The following is a 24,786-nucleotide window of genomic DNA, read 5'->3' as shown; positions in this document are numbered from 1 at the left end:
AATTTCATTTATTTTAAGATTTTATATGAGTCATCTGATCCGCAGGTCATCTTTTTTATTCAGCTCCTTATTTTAGTTCAATCAAGCATTTTATGAACCTGTTCACTCGCATTAAATTATCTTTCATGATGTTCCTCGAATTTTTTATTTGGGGCTCATGGTTTGTTACACTTGGTACTTTCCTTGGCAGAAATCTCCTTGCAAATGGTTCAGAAACTGCTGCGGTATTTTCTACTCAGTCCTTTGGGGCCATAATTGCTCCTTTCATAATTGGTTTGATCGCCGACAGGTATTTCAATGCCGAAAGGATACTTGGGATTCTTCATCTGATTGGAGCCGTTTTGATGTCTCAGATGTATTATGCAACTGACTTTGCAGGGTTTTATCCTTATGTTTTTGGGTATATGATCCTCTTCATGCCTACCCTTGCATTGGTTAATTCAATTTCATTCAACCAGATGAAAAGTGCCGAAAAGGAGTTCTCTTCGATTCGTATTTGGGGTACTATTGGCTGGATCGTTGCTGGTTTATGCATCAGCTTCCTGTTTCACTGGGACTCGTCAGAAGGCGTAACGGACGGACTTTTAAGGAATACCTTTGCTATGGCAGGGATATCTTCTGTGATACTGGGAGTTTTCAGTTTCAGCCTCCCAAAAACTCCACCCACCGTATTTAAAGGAGAAAAGGTGGCTTTATCATCTTTATTGGGACTTGACGCCCTTAAAATGCTGAATAATAGAAATTTTTTGATTTTCTTTATTTCATCCATTTTAATCTGTATCCCTCTTGCATTTTATTATCAGAATGCAAACCTCTTTCTTTCCGAAATCGGAATGGAAAATCCTACCGGAAAAATGACCATCGGGCAGGTATCAGAGGTATTATTCCTGCTGCTCCTCCCCCTTTTCTTTAGCCGATTTGGGTTTAAAAAGACCATTTTAGTCGGGATGATTGCATGGGCTATCAGATATACGTTATTCGCATATGGAAATGCAGACGAACTGATCTCCATGCTTATTGTTGGAATAGCATTGCATGGTATCTGTTATGACTTCTTCTTTGTTTCGGGGCAGATATACACGAATTCAAAAGCAGGTGATAAATATAAAAGTGCAGCACAGGGTTTAATTACACTGGCTACCTATGGTATAGGAATGTTGATTGGCTTCTGGGTTGCTGGAATAGTTAGTGATGCTTATAAACTCTCAGATACTCAGCACGACTGGGAAAAAATATGGATGCTTGCTTCAGGCATAGCGGTGGTAGTTGCGGTGTTGTTCTTTTTTACTTTTAGCCAGAAAAAGGAAAATTCTGAAAGGAATATGGATAAAAGTCCTGATGTAATATGATTGGTTATTTACTGTTCTTGTTTTTAAATAAATGCTTAGTATTCAATCATTAAGAGGTAATATTAATCAATCAGTTTGCCGCTGGTGCTTTGATGAACTTTCGATTGAAGAACTATGCAAACTTGCAAATGAAATCGGGTTGGTCGGAATCGACCTGCTTGGACCTTCAGACTGGCCGATCCTGGAAGAATATGGACTCAAGTCTACCATGTGTAACGGAGCAGAGATCAGTTTGGAGAAGGGCTGGAATAACAAGGTTTATCATTTTGAATTACTGAATAATTACAGGGAAATGATTCCTCTGGTTGCCAAAGCAGGACATAAGAATTTGATTTGCTTTAGCGGGAACAGAGCTGGTATGGATGATGAAACCGGACTGCAAAATTGTGCGGAGGGTCTGAAGCAGATTATGTCTCTTGCAGAAAAGAGTAAAGTAACCATTGTCATGGAGCTACTCAATAGCAAGATCGATCATATTGATTATCAGTGTGACAGAACTCATTGGGGTGTTGAACTGGTAAAAAAAGTAGGATCTGAAAATTTTAAACTTTTATATGATATTTATCATATGCAGATTGATGAGGGCGATGTAATCAGAACGATAAAGGACAACAATCAGTATATTGCTCATTATCATACTGCCGGAGTGCCCGGTCGTCATGAGATAGATGAATCGCAGGAACTTAATTATCCTTCAATCATGAGGGCAATACTTGATACGGGGTTTAAAGGCTATGTTGCACAGGAATTTATCCCATTAAATACTGATAAAGCCTGGTCGTTAAAGGATGCTGTCAGGATATGTGATGTTTAGAGAAGAGATTAAAGAGCAAGAAGGATTAAGTCTTTGTTCCTTATTCTTTGCTCCTTTATCAAAAAGGAAACAAGAAATAGAAAATAAAAAATAAAGAGTATGGCTGATAATACGTATGATGCAATAGTGATTGGTTCGGGGATCAGTGGTGGCTGGGCTGCCAAGGAACTCACAGAGAAGGGTCTGAAAACTATCATGCTTGAACGTGGTCGCAACGTTGAGCATGTAAAGGGCTATGAAAATGCGACAAAAGGTCCTTGGGAGTTTCCCCACAGAGGCGGACGAACCCAGCAGATGATCGAAGATTATCCGGTATTAAAAAGAGACTACCCGCTAAGCGAAAAGAATTTAAATTTTTGGGCGAGTGATCAGGATAGCCCTTATACAGAAGTAAAACGTTTCGACTGGTATCGCGGATATCATGTAGGTGGGAGATCTTTGATGTGGGGGCGCCAAAGTTATCGCCTTAGCGAAATGGATTTTGAAGCCAATGCAAAAGATGGTATTGCAGTCGACTGGCCAATCAGGTATAAGGATCTGGAGAAATGGTATAGCCATGTAGAACGATTTGCAGGGATTAGTGGTACCAGAAATGGTTTAGCTCAGCTTCCTGATGGTGAGTTTCAGCCTGGTATGGAAATGAATGTGGTTGAGAAAGAGGTAGCTGCCCGTATCAAAGCACATTATAAAGGTGACCGTCACATGGTCATAGGCAGAGCAGCTAATTTAACAAAGGCGCTTCCCGGACGTACAAATTGCCAGTACCGCAGTAAATGTTCCTTGGGTTGCCCTTTCGGGGGATATTTTAGTACACAATCTTCAACCCTCCCTGCAGCAGTGGCGACAGGTAATTTAACATTGCGTCCATTTTCAATTGTCACAAAGATCCTTTATGATAAGGATACTAAAAAAGCAAAGGGTGTCGAAGTGCTTGACGCAGAAACAAACAAGACTTACGAGTACTTTGCAAAAATAATCTTCCTGAATGCCTCTACTTTAAATTCTACGTGGATTCTAATGAATTCGGCAACAGATATCTGGGATGGTGGACTTGGGAGCAGCAGCGGAGAATTGGGACATAACCTGATGGATCATCATTTCCGTCTTGGGGCATCCGGTAAAATGGAAGGTTTTGAGGATAAATACTATTTTGGACGAAGACCAACTGGAATTTATATCCCACGCTTCCGGAACATAGGAGATGATAAACGGGATTACATACGTGGATTCGGTTACCAGGGCGGAGCGAGCCGCGAAGGCTGGGGCCGAAATGTTGCTGAAATGAATATTGGAGCTGACTTTAAAGATGCTCTATGCGAACCGGGAGCATGGACGATGGGTATCACTGCTTTTGGCGAGACACTCCCTTATCATGAAAATAAAGTCACTATCGACAAAACCAAAAAGGATAAATGGGGTTTGAATGTTTTGGCAATTGATGCCGAGATTAAGGAGAATGAGCTGAAAATGAGAAAGGATATGATGGAGGATGCGAAGGAAATGCTCGAAAATTCAGGACTAAAGGATGTTAAGACATTTGATACAGGTTATGCCCTGGGACAGGGAATCCATGAAATGGGTACTGCCCGTATGGGATTGGATCCGAAAACATCGGTGCTAAATAAATTTAATCAGGTTTGGGACGCGCCAAATGTATTTGTTACCGATGGTGCTGCAATGACTTCGGCTGCCTGCCAGAATCCATCATTGACTTATATGGCTCTAACGGCACGTGCTGTTGATCATGCGGTAAGCGAACTGAAAAAGGGAAATATTTAATTCAGGAAATCATGAACAGAAGAGAAGCAATACAGAAAGTTAGCTGGATTTTAGGCGGAACTATTATCGGTTCAAGTATATTTCTTGAATACGGATGTAATTCAAGCACTCAGCAGACCTCAGATTTTTTTGATAAGTCGACCACTGACCTGCTCAATGAGATAGCAGAGACCATACTGCCAAAAACCAACACCCCCGGAGCTAAAGAAGCTAAGGTGGGTGAATTTATGAATGTGATGGTTAAGGATTGTTATACTAAGGCCGATCAGGAAATTTTTAAAGCAGGGATACAGAGTCTGGATAAAGGATGTAAGGATAAGACCGGAAAAAACTTCATAGACTGCAGTCCGGAGGAACGTACTTCATACCTTAGTACACTGGATGCAGAACAAAAGGCCTATACTGAAAAGAAGTCGACAGAGGATCCTGCTCATTATTTCAGAATGATGAAGGAATTAACCCTGCTAGGCTTTTTTACCTCTGAAGTTGGAGCCACAAAGGCCCTGAAATATGTTGAAACACCGGGAAGTTATAATGGAAATCTGCCCTATAAAAAAGGCGACCGTGCCTGGGCATAAAAGGAACAATGATCATTAATAATCTGAACTATATTTATGAAGGAAGAAAGAAAGTCTGGTAGTTCCAGAAGAGATTTCGTGAAAACTACCGCTTTAGCTGCGGCAGGTTTTATGATTGTACCCCGCCATGTTTTGGGTGGTAAAGGTTTTATAGCACCTAGCGATCGTTTGGTAATCGCCGGTGTAGGTGCCGGTGGTAAAGGAGCGAGCGACCTTACCGGTTTTGCGAGTGGAGGAAAGGCAGAAATCGGATTTTTATGTGATGTAGATGATCGCAGGGCTGCCGGATCTGTTAAAAATTTCCCAAAAGCTAAATACTATAAAGACTGGCGCGAGATGTTTGATAAAGAATCAAAACATTTCGATGCGGTTTCGGTTTCGACTCCCGATCATAATCACGCAATCACCACGCTTGCAGCAATGCAGTTGAAGAAACATGTTTATGTTCAGAAACCCCTCACTCATGATATTTATGAAGCAAGGATTCTAACAGAAGCTGCTGTGCGTTATAAAGTAGTAACTCAGATGGGTAATCAGGGTGCATCCAGTGACGGTACTCGTAAACTAATAGAATGGTATAATGCCGGAGTGATTGGTGACGTGCATACAGTTTATTGCTGGACTGACAGGCCTGTTTGGCCACAAGGTGTTGCATGGCCTGCAACAAAAAGTGATATTCCAAAAGAACTTAACTGGGATTTATGGCTTGGTACTGCTCCTCAGACAGATTATGTAGATAAGCTGGTTCCTTTTAACTGGCGTGGATGGTGGGATTATGGTACAGGAGCATTAGGGGATATGGGTTGTCATCTGGTTGATGCACCATTCCGGGTTTTAGGTCTGAAATATCCTACTGATGTTGAGTGTAGTGTGGGAAGTGTGTATGTGGATCAGTTTAAACGAGGATACTTCCCTGAAAGCTGCCCTCCATCTTCTCATGTAATTATGACTTTTAACTCCGGCAAGCAAAATAATGCAGAGGTTAAAATGCACTGGATGGATGGTGGAATACAACCTGCCCGTCCGCAGGAGCTGGGTTCTGATGAGATATTTGGAGATGGTGGTAATGGAGTATTATTTATCGGTACAAAAGGTAAAATGCTTTGCGATACCTATGGTAAAAATCCAAGACTTTTACCAGCATCACGTAATGCTGAAATCAATGTGCCTGCAACACTTGCACGGGTTCCGGGACAAGAGGCAGGACATTATACTCAATGGGTTGATGCTGCAATTGCGGGATATGGAAAACAGGAGGTTAGTTCTGACTTTTCTATTGCAGGTCCTCTGACTGAAGCCCTGCTGATGGGGAATTTAGCAATCCGGGGTTTTGATATCCGTAAAGCAAATGCTTCAGGGAATGGTTTCACCTATCCGGGAAGATATAAAAAACTGCTTTGGGATGGCCCTAATATGAAAATTACCAACTTTGATGAAGCCAATCAGTTCGTTAAGCGGGAATACCGTAAGGGCTGGACGTTGGGAGCTTAGAAAGTTATAAGTTGTAAGTTTTATGGCTGCTTCATTTAATATGTAGCAGCCATAATTTCTTTGATCTTTTCTCATATCTCACATCTCTTTCTTAATTACTGGACAAGTAAATTGCAACCTCTGATATCGCTGTGATCGAATCTGCCCAAAACTTCAAAGCTACCATCGGCATAACATTTCCCAAGATCCTGGGTAGCTATAAAAGAACAGGAGTGGACATTTGCAAGATCGATAATGTTAAGTCCGCCGGTAGATTCATTTCCCAGAAGGGTTAGTGGATCGTTAGTATCCCTGATTCTGACTTTTATCCATGGTGGAGACTGAAAAATCCCTGATCCTTTAGAATAGGCCTGTGAGAGCAGTTCAGTCATCCCATATTCTGAATGAATCCCTGGCACTCCAAAACCCGCACACAAGACTTCATGGAGCTCTGTTCTAAGAATTTCACGGCGTTTTCCTTTCATTCCTCCTGTTTCCATCACAATCAGTTCCGGAAACTCAATGGAATGGTTTTCTACAAAGTCCAACAGAGCATAGGTCACACCGATCAGGATGGTAGGGCTTTCAGAAGCCTTGAGTTCCTGAAGTGTCTGCTTCAAAAGATCATGATTATCAAGAAAATAGCCACTTTTTTGATGTTTGCTTAAGCTGATCAGGTCATTGACCATATAAATTAATGATGACCCATCGCGTTCAAGGTAGGAAGGCAGCAATGCCAGTACAGTGTAATTGCTGATCTCACCATAAAACAGGCTAAAAGCCGTTCTGTAGCTTTGAATATAGAAATCAATATTATGTACAAAATGCCTGCTCTGGCTTAGTGCGGTAGTACCTGAACTGCTGAAAATAATACCAGGCTCGTCTTTAGAACAGCTAATTTTCTGGCTTTTGAAGAATTCTATTGGTAGAAAGGGGATACTGTTGAGGTCTTTTACCTCCCGGATGTCAATCCCAAGATTGCTGACAAAGCGTTCGTAAACCTCACATTTCCTAACCTGATAGTTGAAGATATCAAGAGACAGTTTTTCAAATTCCAGAGAATCAGAAACAGAGAAAATACGATCCGGGCTAAGATTTTGCACGTACAAAGATAGGAAATGTGTTGTTAGTTGAGACCCGATAGCCATCGGGTTGAGAAGGGAGAGTTGAGAATTGTATTGTTAATTGAACCAGTCATTGTGCTATTCCCTATTCTATATAGTACTAATCATCAAATGAGCCCTGACACCCGAGAGGGTTGAGCCTCGCTTAAGCCTTGTTATCCTATACCTATATCGGTATAAAGTCAGTATAAGGGTCCTATAAGGTCGGTATAAGGTTTGCATGAAATTCTTTGGAAGAAATATTAACTTGAAGCAAATACTAATTCTAAGTATAATAAAAAATCAAGGGAATGTCAACAAAATCTACAATGAACCAATTATCAACTTTTGTCCATTCTCCATTCTCAACTCTCCACTCTCAACTCTTCTTCACCGCTTCTTTGAATAAAAATCCTGATAGTCCTGAAAACCCGGATGCAAGTCCCCCGATTATTCCAGAAATCAACAGAACAATTATCCAGTTAAATGAAGTTTCCGGCAGGCTTAGCATGCTCCCGACTCTGTTCGCCAGGATATTTTCATTTGGGAGAGTATGGATTAATCCCATACCTATCCATAAGAGGAATATAGCCAGGAATGCAGAGCCAAAGGCCTGTTTACCTGATCTGGCCATCCAGAAAGAAAGGCCAAAAGCAATGGGTGCAATGATCCACCAGGGAAGAAAAAATTGTAAGATCAGTGAAACTATGGCGATAATAAGTATAAGCATGATTTTTCTATTTAAGATTTTAGCCGGTTTATTTTTTACTTAGTTTCCAGGAAGAAATGATGCGTTTTGACTTCTCATCTTTCGCTTTCAGGTAAACCAATTCATTTAGTTTACCATCCGACCAGGTATCGATCATATCATCATAATAATGGCTGCCCGGATTTCCTGACTCACCCCCGGGGAATACACCATAAGCCTTTACATCCTTGCCAAGCGCAACGATCATTCGCCATGAAGGGCCATTGCTTTCGCTTGTTGCATTAACCGACGTTTTTGATCCTCCATTATAAAGGAACTTCGATCCGAATCCTGCGACCTTGGCCAGATGGGGAACATGGGTCTTTTTCAAGTTAGCCCATGCCCAGTCGCTGTCTAAAGGACCGAATTTTCGTTGGAGGCTGTCGATAGCAAATTTAAAAGAGGCATTAACCAGATCAGCACGGGTTTCTTTTTTTGCAGTTTTTACATTATCCCACCATACTGCATCGGGCTCATTGAGAAGTAGCTCCACATTCCTGTCGCGCGAAGGATATCGCATTGGTGTTTTCGGATCACCAAAATCATCCTGCCAGATCTGGATCCCCAGATTCTTATGCCAAAGTTCAAAGATGCTTGCCCCAATTTCATCAGCATCGAAAAATTTATTCCATTTGCTGACTATCTCAAATCCTTCACGTTCACTGGCATTCAGTTTCTCGGAATCAATCAGGCTGACCAAGGTTGATAAAATATTTTCAGCCAGGATACTGTAATTATCATTCTGTAAATTTTGAAGGCTATCAACATTTGCCTGAGTCATTACCGATAGTCTTTTGTTGATGCGGTGTGAACGCTCGTAACCAGAATATTCCCAGTTAAGGTAATATGGATAGCTCTGATCAGATGGAAACTGATTTGCCGAGCTTACAAAATTCCGTTCAGGGTTTTTGACGGTTGGGTTATGTTCTGCCGGAATCCTGTCTTTCCAGTCATTTGCAGGATCTGTTCCATCCAGTAAAAATTTGCCCTGTCCCTTCCATTTCAAAGGGAAATAGCCATTTGGTGTGATCGCAATATCATTTTCAACACTTGCAAACACAAAATTCTGTGCAGGAGCAGAAAAATAAGTTAGCGCTTTACGATAGTCGTCGTAATTCTTTGCCTTGTTAAGGGAGATGAATGTCCTGACATCATTTGAGCCAATATGGGCAACCCATTTTAAGGCATGACCGGTCGGTATATTATTGATCTTAGAAAAATTATCAGGTCTTTGTTCGCTGGTATAAACTACAGGTCCATGATGGGTGTACAAAACAGTATCGGTCAATGTTTGACCATTGCTGATTTTTATGTTCTCAATCCGCTCCTTTACTGGATTCCATTTGTTATCGAACCAGTATTCCTTTTTTGAAGCATCTTTAAACTTAATGTTGTACCAGTCAAGAACATCAGCACCTACATTCGTTACCCCCCATGCCACATCCTTGTTAAAACCGATAATAATTCCCGGTGAACCAGGAATCGAAACTCCGCAGGCATTCATATCGGTCGATGCAAGCTGGATCTGATACCAGATAGCAGGCAGGGTAAGGTCTAAATGAGGGTCGTTGGATAGTAAAGGAAAGCCACTGGCGGTTTTAGATCCCGAAAGTGCCCAGTTATTGCTTCCAATACCTTCTTCTTTTTCTTTTGTTTTTATATTGGAAGTAGTTTTATTTTCACTTATGGCAGGTATTTGTGGGATGTTAATCGGATCAAAATCCCATTTTGTTCCAACAGGTATGATCGGATCCTCTCTGAAAGGATAATCCGGGAAAAGATCTTTGGTAATCTCCGGTCCATATTTCTGCAGGATATTATTCATATAGAATTCATTGGAACCTCCGGCAAGGGTGGCCGACATGAGTTTCAATAATAGGGCAGAGTATAATGGTTTCCAATCTTCGGGTTCATAATTTAAAAGCTTGAATTCAATTGGATAATCGGCAGGTTTCAGAGAATGTATATAGGCGTTTACACCTGCAGAATAGGCGTTCATTATAGCCTTGATCTCAGGATCCTTCATCATTACTTCGACCATGTTCTCGGCTCCGAAGCTCATTCCCATACGTCGCTGGTATCGATCGAGTTCAATTGCTTTTGGACCAACCACCTCCGAGAGTCTTCCGGCAGCAAAACGCGTCTGAAAATCCATTTGCCATAATCTGTCTTTTGCAGTGATATAGCCCTGAGCAAAATACAGGTCATGATCATTGTCAGCGAAAATATGAGGGATCATCTGATCATCAAAATGGATTTCAACCAGACCGTTTAAGCCTTCAATTGTCAAATCCTTTTCAGGGTCCTGCACTTTGTTTTCAGCATTTGCCCAGAAACCATTGAATGGATCAAGGAATCTGGCAAGTGGTGGAATATCCCCGAATTTATTATTGAGGGCATAGATCAATGCAAAAGCAAAAAGACCTGAAAGGACTGCTTTACCTATTTTCATGAGATTTTTTAAAAAATTAAATATGTTAAAAATTAATAGTTAATTCAAAATTATGTTTGCTTTGGCGCAATTTAAAAAAGGTCCGAATTCCTTGATATTTGTGAATGGAGCGGGAATTTTACTATGCAAGCATAAATAAATATCAAAATCCTTTGTTTGAATTAAAATATTACAGTATTTTGTATAGTTAAAATGTTTTTAACCAATATAAATCTGAGAATTATGAACAGAAACTTTACTCGTTTTGCCTGTTTTTTAGTCCTGCTTACACTGACCATATCAATGGCATTTGCTCAAAGCATTACTATTTCGGGAACTGTTACCGACAAACAAACAAATGAAACCTTACCCGGAGTTTCCATTAATGTAAAAGGAAAATCAATTGGGACATCCACAAATGCAGATGGTAAGTTTACTTTCAGTACCTCTGAGAGTACCCCATTTACAATTGTGATCAGTTATCTTGGTTATAAATCAATCGAGCAGGAAGTAAGGGCTTCAGTTTCTGATTTGGCATTTGCTATGGAATCACAGTCGATTCTGGGACAGGAGGTTGTAGTTGCCGCTTCACGTACCCCGGAGCGGATTTTGGAATCTCCGGTTTCAATTGAGCGTTTCGGACAGGCTGCAATACGCGAAACTGCATCACCAACCTTTTATGACGCCCTTAATAATCTGAAAGGTGTTGAGATGAGTGCACAAAGTTTAACTTTTAAATCAATCAATACCAGAGGTTTTAATGCCAACGGTAATACCCGATTTAACCAGTATATAGATGGTATGGATAATCAGGCTCCAGGTCTGAATTTTTCAGTGGGTAATATTATAGGTATATCTGAACTGGATGTTGATAATGTTGAGCTTCTTCCAGGTGCTTCCTCTGCTTTATATGGTGCAGGTGGTATCAACGGAACAATGTTAATGACATCTAAAGATCCATTTACATCAGAAGGTGTCAGCTTTTCGATCAAGAAAGGAATAAACCATGTAAATGATCCGTTACGTGATACCCAGCCATTTGAGGAAGCTGGAGTTCGGGTTGCCAAAGCCTGGAATAAATTTGCATTTAAGACTACATTTTCATTCCTGCAGGCGGACGACTGGCAGGCATCAAACTATTCTAACTTTGATCGTACCGCAAGAACCTTTAAAAACGGTAACCGGAGCACTGATCCAAATTATGATGGTATAAATAGCTATGGTGATGAAGTGAGTCAAAATATGAGAATTATTGCAAACTCAGTTCAATCGGCAACTAATGCCGGTGTTGCAGCAGCAACTGGTGGTGCAATTCCAAATATTATCGGGATGATCAATGCCTCTCTACCTCCAACGGCTACTCCTGCTCAGATTGGTGGATTTTTGAGTGCTTTTCCGGCTGCATTAAGACCTACTATTCAAAATGTTCTTCCTTTCAACTTCGGTTTGAGGGCAGGAATTATTCCTGATCAGGCTGTTTCAAGAACCGGATATAATGAGGTTAATCTTGTCGATTATAATACCAAATCATTGAAAACATCGACTTCATTACATTATAAACTAAGTAACACAGTTCAAGCCATTTTTCAGGCTAACTGGGGTTCTGGTACATCCGTTTATACTGGTTCAGATCGTTATTCACTACGAAATTTCAGTATCGGACAATACAAACTGGAGTTGAAGGGAGAAGACTTTGTTGTTCGTGGTTATACCACACAAGAGCGTTCCGGAGATTCTTACATCTCTTCAATCCTTGGTAGTTATATTAATGAAACATCAAAGGCAAGTACCACATGGTTCCCTCAATATATTGGTAATTATGTAGGTGCACGTTCTGCCGGTTTACCTGATGCTCAGGCCCATGCAATGGCCCGTTCTGTTGCCGATCAGGGTAGATTTGAACCCGGTTCTGCACAATTCGCAGCTGCTAAACACAAAATCATGAACACTACGATCAGTTCAGGTCTGGGCGCAAAATTTGATGATAAAAGTAATCTTTGGCATTATGAGGGAATGTATAATTTCACAAATGCTTTGAAAGGTGCTTTGGATCTTCAGGTAGGAGCATCATTCAGAAGATATGACCTGAATTCTGCAGGTACAGTATTTGATGATCTTAACCGCACAATTGATATTGATGAGACTGGTGCCTTTATTCAAATGGGTAAAAAGCTAAGTGAATCATTCAAACTTGCTGTTTCTGGTCGTTATGATAAAAACATGAATTTTGAGGGCAGGTTTACACCTAGAATTACAGGTGTTTATACCGTTGCACCCAATAATAATATCCGCTTATCTTACCAAACCGGTTACCGTAATCCAACCACACAAAATCAGTACATCGACCTTTCTGTGGGTGGCGGATCAACCCGTTTAATTGGTGGTTTACCTGAGATGGTTCAAAAGTATAACCTATATACTAATAAACCGTTTACAGATGTCAGCTACAGGAATTTCCTAGCTTCAGCTTCAGCAGGAGCAGCAAACCCTGCTTTACTTCAGACCTATACATTCGATCCTAAAGGTGTAAGACCTGAAAGTGTAAAAGCTTACGAACTTGGATATAAAGGATTACTTGGAAGTAATGTATTGGTTGATGCCTATGGATATTATAATTCTTACAAGGATTTCATTACTGCTATCGAGGTATTCCAGCAAAATGGCACAGCATTTACCAAGTTTGGTGTACCGGTTAATGCTGCTGGTGATGTTTCTGCTTACGGAATGGCACTTGGACTGGATTATTTAATCGGAAAATTCAATCTGAATGGTAATGTTTCATATAATCAGATAGGGGATCTTCCTGCAACTTATGTAAATGATTTTAACACTCCAAAAGTACGCTATAACCTGGGAGTCAGTAATCGCAGTGTTGCAAAGAATGTAGGTATGAATGTTTCATACCGCTGGCAGGATTCATTCTATTGGGCATCATCTTTTGCCTCAGGAGCGGTTCCATCTTTTGGAACTGTAGATGCTCAGGTGAATCTGAAAATTCCTTCAGTGAAGGGTATGGTTAAGATCGGAGCATCAGATATATTCAATAAGTACTATGTAACATCATACGGAAACCCTGAGATGGGCGGTATGTATTATATTGGCTTTACATTTAATCAATAAGATCAGGCATCAAATAGGACTCTATTTAAATGATCTGAAAATTTTATACTAACCAATTTATAAGTCTCGTTCCATGTAATGGAGCGGGACTTATTTGTATAGAAATATGGCAGATTCGATTTTTATTTCTAACTATGTGGCTTAGTATTAATTTAAGCAGTATACAGAATTGTTTAAGCTAAACTTTAGCCCCGGCTTCTCAGATATCTAACAGGAGAAGACATTTAATATATAATAAAGAATAAAATATGGAAGTAAGTAAGGATTCCTTATCTACGGTTTTGGATGTCAATGATCTTGAGGATGATATTCAACACGTAAATAATCCGATTGTGGGGCTTGAGCCCATCGTTAAAAAGTATCTGGCAGCTGTAAAAGAGTACCGGCAGGAAGGCAATAGTTTTTTCTTCTCTGACGGGAGTGCTCAGGTTGAGGTACGTGTGGTAAGTGATGAAATAATACGAGTCAGACTTGCTCCGCAGGGAGTATTTCTTGAAGAGTTTTCCTACGCTCTCAGCCATACTGAGCAAAAAGTTACAGTATTTTCATGTATTGAAGATGAACATACCTATAGTGTTCAAACGAATACTGTAGCCTGTGTAATAAACAAGAGTGATTTTTTAGTATCGTTTGAAGACATTCATGGTCATTTGATCAATCAGGATCTGAGTGCTATGCATTGGGAAGAGAATGTTGATTTTGGTGGATATTATGTATACGCGACAAAAAAATGCAATGAAGAAGAAAGTTTTTTCGGATTAGGTGATAAGTCGAGCGATTTCAATCTACGTGGCAACCGTTATATAAATTGGAATACCGATGCTTATTCTTTTGGGAAAGGGCAGGATCCGCTTTACAGAACCATCCCATTTTATATGGGTATTAATGAAGGTATCAGTTATGGGATATTTTTTGATAATACCTTCAAAAGCCATTTTGATTTTGCCTGTCAGGATAAGGATAAAATAAGTTTTTGGGCTGATGGTGGCGAAATGCAATATTATTATATTCATGGTCCGCATATGATGGATGTACTGAAGCGCTATCATAGTCTGACAGGAACTCATCAGATGCCGGCAAAATGGACATTGGGTTTTCATCAGTGTCGCTGGAGTTATTATCCTGAAAAGAAAGTAAAAGATATAGCCCGTAATTTTCGTGAGCGGAAGATTCCTTGTGATGCGATCTATCTCGACATAGATTATATGGATGGATATCGCTGTTTTACCTGGAACAGAAAATATTTTCCTGATCCCGCAAGGATGATGAAGGAACTGGCCGATGATGGATTTAAGATGGTGGTTATCATAGATCCGGGAATCAGAGTTGACGAAAACTACAGAATTTTTAAGGAGGGTAAGCAAAATAACTATTTCTGCCGGCGTTGTGATGATTATTTTATGGAGGGGCATGTTTGGCCTGGGAGATGTCAGTTTCCCGACTTTACAAATCCTAAAGTACGGGAATGGTGGGGAGGATTATTCAAGGAGCTTGTTGATGCAGGAGTAGCCGGAGTTTGGAATGATATGAATGAGCCCGCTGTATTCGGATCAGGTACTTTCCCGGTTGATGTGCGTCATAATTACGATGGATTTCATGGATCGCACCGCAAAGCCCATAATATTTATGGCATGCAGATGGTACGCTCCACTTATGAAGGATTGAAAAAACTTCAAAAGAATAAAAGGCCATTTACTATTACCAGGGCAGGTTATTCTGGTGTTCAGCGTTATGCTACGGTGTGGACTGGGGATAATGTTGCTTCCTGGGAACACCTTAAAATAGGCATAGTACAATGCCAGCGTTTATCAATATCAGGTATCTCTTTCTGTGGTACAGATATTGGTGGTTTCAGTGGTGAACCTGATGGTGAGTTATTTGCACGCTGGATACAGATGGGTGTATTTTCACCATTCATGCGCGCTCATTCAGCAGGAGATACTGCAGAGCGCGAGCCATGGAGTTTCGGACAGGAGTATGAAGATATCAATCGTAAATTCATAGAACTCAGGTACCGACTGCTTCCTTACATTTACTCGGCTTTCTGGGAGCATTACAGGCATAGTTTCCCTATCCTCAGGCCATTGGTCATGCAGGAACAGGAAAATGTTCTAACACACAGCATTCAGGATATATTTACTTTCGGAGATAAGATATTAGTCGCTCCGGTAAGTGATCCCGGGGCGACAAGTAAAAATGTGTATTTACCTGCCGGTAAATGGTATAATTACTGGACGCATGAATCCTTTGTCGGAGGGCAGGAACATCTGATACCTGCGCCTATTGATTCAATGCCTATTTTTGTAAAAGCAGGTTCTGTTATTCCGGAATCACCCCTGATGCAATATGTAGGTGAGTATGAGGTTGATGAGCTGATTTTTCAGATTTATTACTCTGACTATGAAGTGAATTCTTTCTATTTTGAGGATCATGACGATACCTTTGCCTTCGAGCAGAATATCTACCTTGAGAAAAAGTATGTGGTGAATGGCGATCACAAATCCATGACTATTGTACAAACAGTAGAAGGTTTATTCACCCCCCGTTATGAAACTTATGATTTGAAAATAATTGGCTTGCCATTTACCCCTTCTAAAGTGTTGATCGACGGAAAAGAATTTACTAACGATCTGGAGTTTGATGATTTGAAGCGTGTTAGAATAAAGTCGAGTAAGAATTTCAGACGAATAGAAATCCTTGCCTGATATATTAAATGATTAATAAAATATTCATGTAACGTAATCTACCCTAATTATGGCAAAAAAAGTTAATGCCATTCAGGCTGTAAAGAACGAATCTGTATCGACAGACTCATGGTATTCCCGTTTTTCGGATTTTGATATCAGTCTTTTCAGATCGGGTAAACATTATAGGTTATATGAAAAATTAGGTTCTCATGTTGTTGAGCATGGAGGAGTTAAGGGTACATATTTTGCAGTATGGGTACCAAATGCCCGCCAGGTTTTCGTAGAGGGTAATTTTAATGGATGGAATAAGGCCTCTCATCCCATGCAGGTCAGGTGGGATGAATCCGGGATATGGGAAGCTTTTATTCCGGGAATTGGAACCGGGGAAGTTTACAAATATTATATTCAGTCAAATTCAGGAGAGAGTCTTGAAAAAGCCGATCCCTTTGCATTAAGATGGGAAGAGCCGCCATCTACGGCCTCTATCGTTTGGGATACCTGGTACGAGTGGAAGGATGGTCCATGGATGAGATCGAGGTATGATATAAATGCCCTGAATAAACCCATGTCGGTTTATGAAATGCATTTTGGATCCTGGGCACGTAGTCCTGAATCGCCTGATGAGTTTTTGAGCTATCGCCAAATGGCAGAGAAGCTTATTCCATACCTTCTGGAAACAGGATTTACCCATGTAGAATTTCTTCCATTAATGGAGCATCCGTTCTATCCTTCATGGGGTTATCAGATTACCGGATATTTTGCTGCCACTTCCAGATATGGAACTCCACAGGATTTAATGTATCTGATTGAACAATTGCACGAAGCAGGCATAGGAGTGATTCTTGATTGGGTACCTTCCCATTTTCCCGGTGATGAACATGGCCTCTATCGTTTTGATGGAACCCATTTATATGAGCATGAAGATATGAGGAAGGGTTTTCACCCCGACTGGAAATCCTATATATTCAACTACGGCAGGAATGAGGTGAAGTCATTTCTGATTAGCAATGCCATATTCTGGCTTGACCGATATCATGCCGATGGTTTGCGTGTAGATGCTGTAGCATCGATGCTATATCTTGATTATTCGAGAAAGGAGGGTGAATGGATACCTAATGATGAGGGTGGACGTGAAAATCTGGAAGCAATAAATTTTATCAGAGAATTCAATGAGGCTGTTTATTCCAATTTTCCTGATGTTCAGACCATAGCTGAAGAATCTACTGCATTTAGCGGTGTAAGCAGGCCTACTTTTATGGGTGGATTGGGTTTTGGGATGAAATGGATGATGGGCTGGATGCATGATACACTCGACTATTTTGGGAAGGATCCTGTCCACAGGAAATACAACCATCAGGGAATAACTTTTAGTACTGTTTACGCATTTACAGAGAATTTCATGCTCCCATTTTCACATGACGAGGTAGTTCATGGCAAGGGCTCATTACTTGACAGGATGCCTGGCGATGAATGGCAGAAGTTCGCTAATCTGAGGTTATTATACCTGTACATGTTTACACACCCGGGTACAAAGTGCCTTTTTATGGGTTGTGAGTTTGCACAATCTGCAGAGTGGAATTTTAATCAATCCCTCGACTGGCATTTGCTGGAATATGCTCCGCACCAGGGTATTAAAGAGACAGTTACTGCTTTGAATAAAGTATACCGATCAGAGCCTGCTTTATATGAAAAGAGTTTCGAGTCTGCTGGTTTTGAATGGATTGAGGGGGGGGATGCCGAAAATTCAGTGCTCGTATATTCCAGAAAGGGAAATAATCCTTCTGATGATCTTTTAATTGTTTTAAACATGACACCGGTACTAAGGAAGGCCTGGCGTATCGGACTTCCTGCAGAGGGCAAGTGGAAGCTAATACTGAATTCAGATGATTCACATTTTTATGGATCCGGTTTATTTTCGGATCAAAATGTTATTTCTGAAGAGATATTCTGGCATGGAAAAGCACAATCAGGCCTGATGAACCTTCCACCTCTTGCGGGTTTGGTGCTGAAAAAGGTGAATTGAAATTAAGGAAGTTCCTTATTTAAGTTTTCCGCAGACCCGATCCATCATCTCCATCACAATCAGGGCTTCTGAAGCCGAACATGGATTAGGGCCCTTATTCAGGAAATAATTTACAACCTGTTCGATCATAGGTTGTTGTACATGTGGAATCGGAGGAAAATGTAGGTCTTTGGTTTGACCGTCTAGTATCAGTTGACATCCATCAGTAAAGATTGGAAAACGAAGGGTTCCCTTTGTTCCTTTAATTTCACAGAGATCAAGTTCTTTTTCGGATGTGACAGTGTAATCCCAGGTCCCTTTGAAAGGCACATTATCTCCAAAAATAATATCTGCTGTCACATAATCGTCTGCCTGATAATTCTTCCCCCGGTTAGATGAACTTCCTTGTACCGATTTTGGCCCCCCAAAAAAATAAAGCATCAGATCCAATTGGTGTGGGGCAAGGTCGTGAAATAAACCACCACCTGAAATTAAAGGGTTTACCCTCCAGGTATCTGCTACACCCGGAGTAGGGGTCTGGAATAATCTGATTTCTGCAGATAGAATTTCACCCAGAGAACTATTTCGGATCAGGTTACGGATTTCTAAAAACCTGGGTTGAGCTCTGCGGTAATGTGCAACACTGAGCTTACATGAATATTTTTCTGAGGCTTCCAGCATCCTCCGCGCTTCAGAAGAATTTAGGGCCATTGGTTTTTCAACATAAACCGGTTTGCCAGCCTTAAAAGCAGCAATAGTGTATTGCTCATGCGAATCGGGAGGGGTTGCAATGTAAATGGCATTGACATCCTGATTATTGATCAGTTCATCAGCATCGGAATACCATTTTTTTACTTGATGCCTTTGTGCATAATCTTGTGCCTGTGTTTTATCGCGGCGCATAACGGCAACCAATGAAGAGTTCGCAACTTTGTTAAAAGCCGGTCCGCTTTTGACTTCAGTAACATTGCCGCAGCCGATTATACCCCAAACTATTTGATCCATTTTTCCCATAACGCTGACAGGGTTTAAAACCCTGTCAGCGTTACGAAAATAATTATTTATAATCAAAAAATCTGCATGTGGTTAATATCAATTAGTAAACGGTATCGGTCAAAATAAAAAAAACCTGCTTTAAACATAAAGCAGGGTCGAGGTTAGTATAGAAAGCTACAAATATTATTTCACACTAGCGATATGCTGTACAAGGTCAATCAGTTTGTTGGAGTAACCCCATTCATTGTCATACCAGGCCACAACTTTTACGAAGTTATCATTCAGGGCAATCCCTGCTTTTGCATCAAATATTGAGGTACGTGCATCGCCAAGGAAATCAGTTGAAACAACATCCTCTTCAGTATATCCTAAAATACCTTTCAGTTCACCTTCAGATGCTGTTTTCATTGCCTTTTTGATCTGATCGTAGGATGCTGGTTTGTTCAAACGAACAGTCAGATCTACCACTGAAACGTCAGCAACCGGAACACGGAAAGACATACCTGTTAATTTTCCTTTTAATTCAGGAATGACCAGAGTCACAGCTTTGGCTGCACCTGTTGAAGATGGAATGATATTCTGGTAAGCACCTCTTCCTCCTCTCCAGTCCTTTGCTGATGGTCCATCAACAGTTTTCTGAGTAGCAGTTGCGGCATGTACAGTAGTCATTAATCCCTCCAGAATCCCGAACTCATCATTCAATACCTTTGCAAGAGGGGCAAGGCAATTGGTGGTACAGGAAGCATTAGATACAATTGTTTGATCTGCTTTCAGGTCTTTGTGATTTACACCCATTACAAATGTTGGGGTATCATCCTTCGCTGGGGCAGAAAGAACAACTTTCTTTGCACCGGCCTGAATATGTTTTTGTGCGTCTGCCTGAGTAAGAAATAAACCTGTTGATTCAATAATGACTTCAGCTCCAACTTCATCCCATTTCAGGTTTGAAGGATCTTTTTCCGCAGTAACCCGGATAGTTTTTCCATTTACTACCAGGTGCCCGCCTTCAACTTCAATTGTTCCCTTAAACTTACCGTGAGTTGAATCATACTTTAGCATATAGGCCATATAATCAGGCTCTACAAGGTCGTTGATACCAACTACTTCAATGCCTTCACGTTCAATTGCAGCTCTGAAAGCCAAACGGCCTATTCGGCCAAATCCATTGATTCCAATTTTCATCTGTTTATTTTTTTTTATTTTTATTGTCTATGAATCCTCCTGAATGAAACAGGTTCCGTAAGTGTTTTAATATAAGTTACTTACATGGTTCATTATTAATTTTTATTTGAATAGTATTTTAACAAGTTATATATGGGCTCTTTAATAACGGAGCTTACTTTTAAGTTATTGTTTTGTGCAGCCTGATGAAGATATTCCTGAAATCCCGCCGCTACTGTTCCAATTATGTGCAATGGGACATTCGGATACTGTTCTTTTAGAGGAATAATATAAGTTTTAAAATAGATATCAAAACCATCAGTTACCATGTTTTTCACAAAGCTATCCTCTTTATTCTCCATCAGAAAATCGGCAAATGAACTTAAAAACAAAGAAGGCTGAGCTTGTCTGTATACTTTGTCGAGTATCTGAGTCCTGTCGAGGTCATATTTCTTTTTGAATTTGAATTTGAATTCGTCAGGAAGAAGATCATTCAGATATGATTTCAGCAATCTGCGTCCCAGCCAGTTGGACGACCCTTCATCACCCAGAATATAACCCAGGCCATAATTATTCTCTATTATTTTTTTTCCATCAAAATAAGCCGCATTTGAACCGCTCCCCATAATACCCAATATTCCGGGTTCATCGCCGCTTGCCGCAAGTGCTGCTGCTTTGAGATCATGGTCAACAATAACCTTACTGAATCTGAAAAAACAGCCAAGGGCGTTCGCAACAATTTCCCTGCGCTCGTTTGATGATGCTCCTGCCCCGAAAAAATAAACCCATTTAATTTTTTCGGCATTGTTAATTAAGTGAATATTCTTATTGAGGAATTGCGTAATATAGTTTTCATCATTAAAAAATGGATTGATTCCAGGGGTTTTGAATTCTGAAATTGTCTTCCCTTTTTCAGCCAGCTTCCAATCGGCATGCCTTGATCCACTATAAACTACTGCAATCATATATTAAATAGATAATACACTCACCATTTCCATTAAATCGTCCTCAAGTTTAAAATGAGTGAAATTTAATGCTTCCTCGAGGGGTGTCATCACAACTGAATTTCCCCGCAGTCCTACCATTTGCCGGCTATTTCCAGCGATCAACCCTTTGACTGCTGCAAAGCCTAAGCGACTAGCCAGCACACGGTCAAAACTGCTCGGACTGCCTCCGCGTTGCAAGTGCCCTAATATAGTGACTTTGACGTCGTAAAAATCAAATTTTTCTGTAACACGTTTAGCTAGCTGATAGGCTCCGCCACTTTTATCGCCTTCGGCTACTATCACAATACTGGATGTTTTTTTGTTTCTGGCATCGAGCGACAGCTTTTCGATGAGTTCATCAATAGCAGTCTCACGTTCTGGTAAAAGAACAGCCTCAGCTCCCCCTGCAATTCCCGAACGTAAAGCAATGCATCCTGAATCTCGCCCCATTACTTCTACAAAGAACAGCCGGTTATGCGATGCCGCAGTATCTCTTATCTTATCAATTGCTTCAATAACCGTATTGGTTGCGGTATCGAATCCAAGGGTGAAATCAGAACCATAAAGATCATTGTCAATTGTTCCGGGAATACACATGATCGGAATATCAAATCGTGAAGAAAGACGCTCTGCACCTCTCGCTGTACCATCGCCGCCTATTGCAACCAAAGCGTCGATTCCTTTTGCTTTCAGATTATTGTATGCCTTTTCTGTCCCTTCATCTGTCTTGAACTCCAGACAGCGGGCAGTTTTTAGGATGGTTCCACCCAGATGAATGATATTTCCGACTGAACGTGCGTCCATGTCCCAAAAATCACTATCCAGCATTCCCTGATATCCTTTGCGGATACCTACTACTTCGATGCCCATGTATACCGCGGTACGAACAACTGCTCTGATACATGCATTCATTCCGGGTGCGTCACCTCCCGAAGTAAAAACGCCTATTTTTCTTATTCCTGACAAATCTGATTATGAATAATATGCACGAATATAGTGTGTATTTTTTACACTAAGTAATTTTTGAATATTTTTTCATACTTTATGACTAAACCTTATATATTTAGTTTTTAAATTTTACATTTTGGGAACAATCCTGCCTAAGTTCGATTCGGTATTTTCTATTGACTGTGTAATATTTGGTTTCGATGAAGGAGAATTGAAGATTCTTCTGATTGAACGAAATGAAGAACCATTCAAAAACTGGTGGGCATTGCCCGGATATATTGTTGAGCAGGATGAAAGTATTGATCATGCAGCTGAGCGTATTCTTTATGAGCTAACCGGGCTTAGAGGAATCTATATGGATCAGTTTTATACCTTCGGGGATGTGAACAGACACCCCCAGGGGAGGGTAATTACAGTTGCCTATTATGCAATGATCAGATTAAGTGGCAGTAAGGATCTTAAGCCCGTCAGTAATTATGCGTCTAAAGCAGTCTGGATTCCCGTAAATGATTTACCAAAACTGGCCTTTGATCATGAGAAGATCTTTTCCAAAGGTTTTGAAAAGATCAGACACAAAATTAGTTATCAGCCCATTGCATTCGAGTTACTTCCGGAAAAATTTACCCTGACCCAGCTTCAGCATCTGTATGAAGTCATACTAAACAAGAAGCTGGATAAGCGGAATTTCAGAAAGAAGATGCTGAATTATGGTATTCTAAAAGAACTGGATGAGAAGCAAAAGGGTGTATCCTACAGAGCAGCCAAACTCTATAAGTTTGATAAGCGAAAATATGCCAAACTGTTCCAGAAGGAAATTACGTTTGGGAAGTGATTGCGGATCAAGTCCGCAATGACATCGGATCACGTTTGCAATGACAACGGATCACGTTTGCAATGACATCGGATCGGGGTCCGCAATGTTGCGGATTGGGGTCCGTAATGTTGCGGATCGGGGTCCGCAATGACAGGGGGTAGGTGGAATTATTTAATCAGGGTTTTTACGAAAAATGTTTCGGGATTTTTTTATCTACAAGCTTGAACCATAGAGTGGGAATCAGGGCAGGTAACATCATACTTGCATAACCGCCCGGGAGTACCGGACTTTCAGGATAAGACAGCAATTGATTAAATGGCTTTGCGGCATGAAAGTGATGATCTGAATGCCGGCTAAGGTCGATGAGCAGAAAACGGCTGATCAGCTTATCGCTCTGCCAGGAGTGTTTTTCATTCACGCGTTCATTGTCCACCCTGCTCAAACCATAATGTTCAATGTAGTTTGTATATTCAAGCAAAAGGTTTGCAAAAATGGCCTGGAGCAGAATTGCAGCTAATACTTCCCAGCCCCAAAAGATCACGCAAAATATCATGATTCCGAGGTATCCAGATATACAACTAATCATATAATTGTTTAATCCGTATGGAGCCAGTTTTTTAATCGCACAACGTTGTTTTTCCATTTGCATGGATTGTTTCAACTGTCCGCCGATGGAACGTACAACAAAATGATAATAGTTTTCACCGAATTTTGCTGTTACCGGATCCTGATCTGTACCGACATATTTATGGTGAATACGCAGGTGATGTATATAGAAATAGGGGTTGAGAACTGTAAATAAAAGAAAGCGACCAGCAAAATTCCAGGCCTTGTGCTTTCTGTGAATTAATTCATGAGCAACAACAATGGCCAGAGTGCCAGAAGATCCACCTGTTGAGAGTGCGGCAGTAATTATCCAGTGGTCATGAATAATGCCTGTTGAAATACCATAAATGAGACTTGAAATTGCTAAAATTTGTCCGGTAATCGATAAAATCATTAAGATATCCGGTAACTCATCTTCTATCCAATCATCATTTGTATGGTCTTCCGGAAGCAATATCTCAGCAATTCCAAGTACAACAAAAGAAAAGGTAAAATTCAAAAGCGTAAACCAGCCTCCCGAAAGATTTCCAAATATGACCAGTATTACCGGAATCAGATTTAAAAAGTACTTCCAGTTTCGGAAGGATCTGCCAGTTCTCTTAACTTCAGTACGCATTTTTGATCTTAGGGTTTGGCAGCGAATAATAAAAAATAAATTCCTGCTTTTATTTAGATGAAGAACTTCCTATATAAAGTGCTCCAGCCATCATGGCAAGATCCTTCAATAAGTTTCCCATCCCATTTTGATCACCACCCATAACCACCGGCAGGTGTATGGTCAGTACAAAAACCAGCATTAATCCACCTAATAAATAGCCTGCAAGTTGCACCGATTTGTTGATTATGAAACCAGCAGCACCCAGAATTAATAAAACACCAATGATGTACACCCAGATTACCCCGCCAGGAACATAGCTAGGAACCATTCCCTGCATCTTGTCGGCAGACATAAGATGCATCACACCGAATACTGCAAACGGGATTGCAAAAATCACTCTTAATAGACCGTGGGAAAGAATTTGATTCATTTTTTTAGGTTTAGGTTAAGAATTCGATTTAATCAAAAGAATTCCTCGAAGCTCTGCTTCGGGGTTCTGGCCTAATCTTATATTTGTTTTATGAGTGAACATATTCATAAACGTCATAATAAGAATTTGCTGTTGTACCATTTGGTTTGTCCGATAAAATATAGGA

Annotated in this window: 18 protein-coding genes; 9 read left to right on the top strand and 9 right to left on the bottom strand. The window is 40.5% G+C overall.

Going from position 1 to position 24,786, the window contains the following annotated elements; all coding sequences use genetic code 11:
* Nucleotides 1–92: 92 nt before the first annotated feature.
* The 5 genes from Q8M41_RS16810 (at nt 93) to Q8M41_RS16790 (ending at nt 6,011) form a co-directional block, all read left to right on the top strand.
* A complete protein-coding gene (locus tag Q8M41_RS16810; RefSeq protein ID WP_305366461.1) occupies nt 93–1,349 on the top strand; it encodes a nucleoside permease in 1,257 nt (418 codons plus the stop codon).
* Between the two features lie 31 nt (nt 1,350–1,380).
* Nucleotides 1,381–2,163: a hydroxypyruvate isomerase family protein gene (locus tag Q8M41_RS16805; protein WP_305366460.1), complete on the top strand. Its 783-nt coding sequence runs from the start codon at nt 1,381–1,383 to the stop codon at nt 2,161–2,163.
* Nucleotides 2,164–2,262: 99 nt separating this feature from the next.
* Entirely contained in the window at nt 2,263–3,942 is a 1,680-nt protein-coding gene (locus tag Q8M41_RS16800) for a GMC oxidoreductase (protein ID WP_305366459.1), read from the top strand.
* 11 nt (nt 3,943–3,953) lie between these two features.
* Complete coding sequence (locus Q8M41_RS16795; protein WP_305366458.1) at nt 3,954–4,520, top strand: gluconate 2-dehydrogenase subunit 3 family protein; 567 nt, start codon at nt 3,954–3,956, stop codon at nt 4,518–4,520.
* A 36-nt stretch (nt 4,521–4,556) separates the two neighbouring features.
* Complete coding sequence (locus Q8M41_RS16790; protein ID WP_305366457.1) at nt 4,557–6,011, top strand: Gfo/Idh/MocA family protein; 1,455 nt, start codon at nt 4,557–4,559, stop codon at nt 6,009–6,011.
* Between the two features lie 95 nt (nt 6,012–6,106).
* Here Q8M41_RS16790 and Q8M41_RS16785 read toward each other — a convergent pair whose 3' ends face one another.
* The 3 genes from Q8M41_RS16785 to Q8M41_RS16775 form a co-directional block, all read right to left on the bottom strand.
* Nucleotides 6,107–7,093, bottom strand: a complete 987-nt coding sequence (locus tag Q8M41_RS16785; protein ID WP_305366456.1) for an acyl transferase — start codon at nt 7,091–7,093, stop codon at nt 6,107–6,109.
* Nucleotides 7,094–7,472: 379 nt separating this feature from the next.
* A complete protein-coding gene (locus Q8M41_RS16780; protein WP_305366455.1) occupies nt 7,473–7,823 on the bottom strand; it encodes a hypothetical protein in 351 nt (116 codons plus the stop codon).
* Between the two features lie 28 nt (nt 7,824–7,851).
* Complete coding sequence (locus Q8M41_RS16775; RefSeq protein WP_305366454.1) at nt 7,852–10,293, bottom strand: penicillin acylase family protein; 2,442 nt, start codon at nt 10,291–10,293, stop codon at nt 7,852–7,854.
* Between the two features lie 222 nt (nt 10,294–10,515).
* On the opposite strand from Q8M41_RS16775, the gene Q8M41_RS16770 reads away from it, so the two are divergent.
* The 3 genes from Q8M41_RS16770 to glgB all read left to right on the top strand — a co-directional run bounded on the left by Q8M41_RS16770 (nt 10,516) and on the right by glgB (nt 18,102).
* On the top strand, nt 10,516–13,392 hold the full coding sequence (locus tag Q8M41_RS16770) for a TonB-dependent receptor (protein WP_305366453.1): 2,877 nt from the start codon (nt 10,516–10,518) through the stop codon (nt 13,390–13,392).
* Between the two features lie 248 nt (nt 13,393–13,640).
* Nucleotides 13,641–16,097, top strand: a complete 2,457-nt coding sequence (locus Q8M41_RS16765; RefSeq protein ID WP_305366452.1) for a TIM-barrel domain-containing protein — start codon at nt 13,641–13,643, stop codon at nt 16,095–16,097.
* 49 nt (nt 16,098–16,146) lie between these two features.
* Nucleotides 16,147–18,102, top strand: a complete 1,956-nt coding sequence (gene glgB / locus Q8M41_RS16760) for a 1,4-alpha-glucan branching protein GlgB (protein ID WP_305366451.1) — start codon at nt 16,147–16,149, stop codon at nt 18,100–18,102.
* A gap of 15 nt (nt 18,103–18,117) precedes the next feature.
* On the opposite strand, the gene Q8M41_RS16755 is transcribed toward glgB, so the two are convergent.
* The 4 genes from Q8M41_RS16755 to pfkA all read right to left on the bottom strand — a co-directional run bounded on the left by Q8M41_RS16755 (nt 18,118) and on the right by pfkA (nt 22,190).
* The gene (locus Q8M41_RS16755) at nt 18,118–19,086 is read right to left on the bottom strand and encodes a Gfo/Idh/MocA family protein (protein ID WP_305366450.1); all 969 of its coding nucleotides are present in this window, start codon (nt 19,084–19,086) and stop codon (nt 18,118–18,120) included.
* Between the two features lie 174 nt (nt 19,087–19,260).
* Nucleotides 19,261–20,259 carry a type I glyceraldehyde-3-phosphate dehydrogenase gene (gene gap, locus Q8M41_RS16750; protein WP_305366449.1) on the bottom strand — a complete coding sequence of 333 codons (999 nt, stop codon included), beginning with the start codon at nt 20,257–20,259 and terminating at the stop codon, nt 19,261–19,263.
* 95 nt (nt 20,260–20,354) lie between these two features.
* Nucleotides 20,355–21,203, bottom strand: a complete 849-nt coding sequence (locus Q8M41_RS16745) for a hypothetical protein (RefSeq protein ID WP_305366448.1) — start codon at nt 21,201–21,203, stop codon at nt 20,355–20,357.
* A 3-nt stretch (nt 21,204–21,206) separates the two neighbouring features.
* Entirely contained in the window at nt 21,207–22,190 is a 984-nt protein-coding gene (gene pfkA / locus Q8M41_RS16740) for a 6-phosphofructokinase (RefSeq protein WP_305366447.1), read from the bottom strand.
* A gap of 118 nt (nt 22,191–22,308) precedes the next feature.
* Between pfkA and Q8M41_RS16735 the strand changes: the two genes are divergently transcribed.
* Nucleotides 22,309–23,004 carry an NUDIX domain-containing protein gene (locus Q8M41_RS16735; protein ID WP_305366446.1) on the top strand — a complete coding sequence of 232 codons (696 nt, stop codon included), beginning with the start codon at nt 22,309–22,311 and terminating at the stop codon, nt 23,002–23,004.
* A gap of 166 nt (nt 23,005–23,170) precedes the next feature.
* Here the strand turns inward: Q8M41_RS16735 and Q8M41_RS16730 are convergent, their stop codons facing one another.
* Complete coding sequence (locus Q8M41_RS16730) at nt 23,171–24,208, bottom strand: alkane 1-monooxygenase (RefSeq protein WP_305366445.1); 1,038 nt, start codon at nt 24,206–24,208, stop codon at nt 23,171–23,173.
* A 49-nt stretch (nt 24,209–24,257) separates the two neighbouring features.
* On the bottom strand, nt 24,258–24,620 hold the full coding sequence (locus Q8M41_RS16725) for a hypothetical protein (RefSeq protein WP_305366444.1): 363 nt from the start codon (nt 24,618–24,620) through the stop codon (nt 24,258–24,260).
* Between the last annotated feature and the right edge of the window lie 166 nt (nt 24,621–24,786).

The organism is Daejeonella sp., from assembly GCF_030684675.1.
GTDB lineage: Bacteria > Bacteroidota > Bacteroidia > Sphingobacteriales > Sphingobacteriaceae > Daejeonella.
Note: the sequence above shows the minus strand (reverse complement) of the source record. Positions and strands in the feature narration are given on the sequence as shown.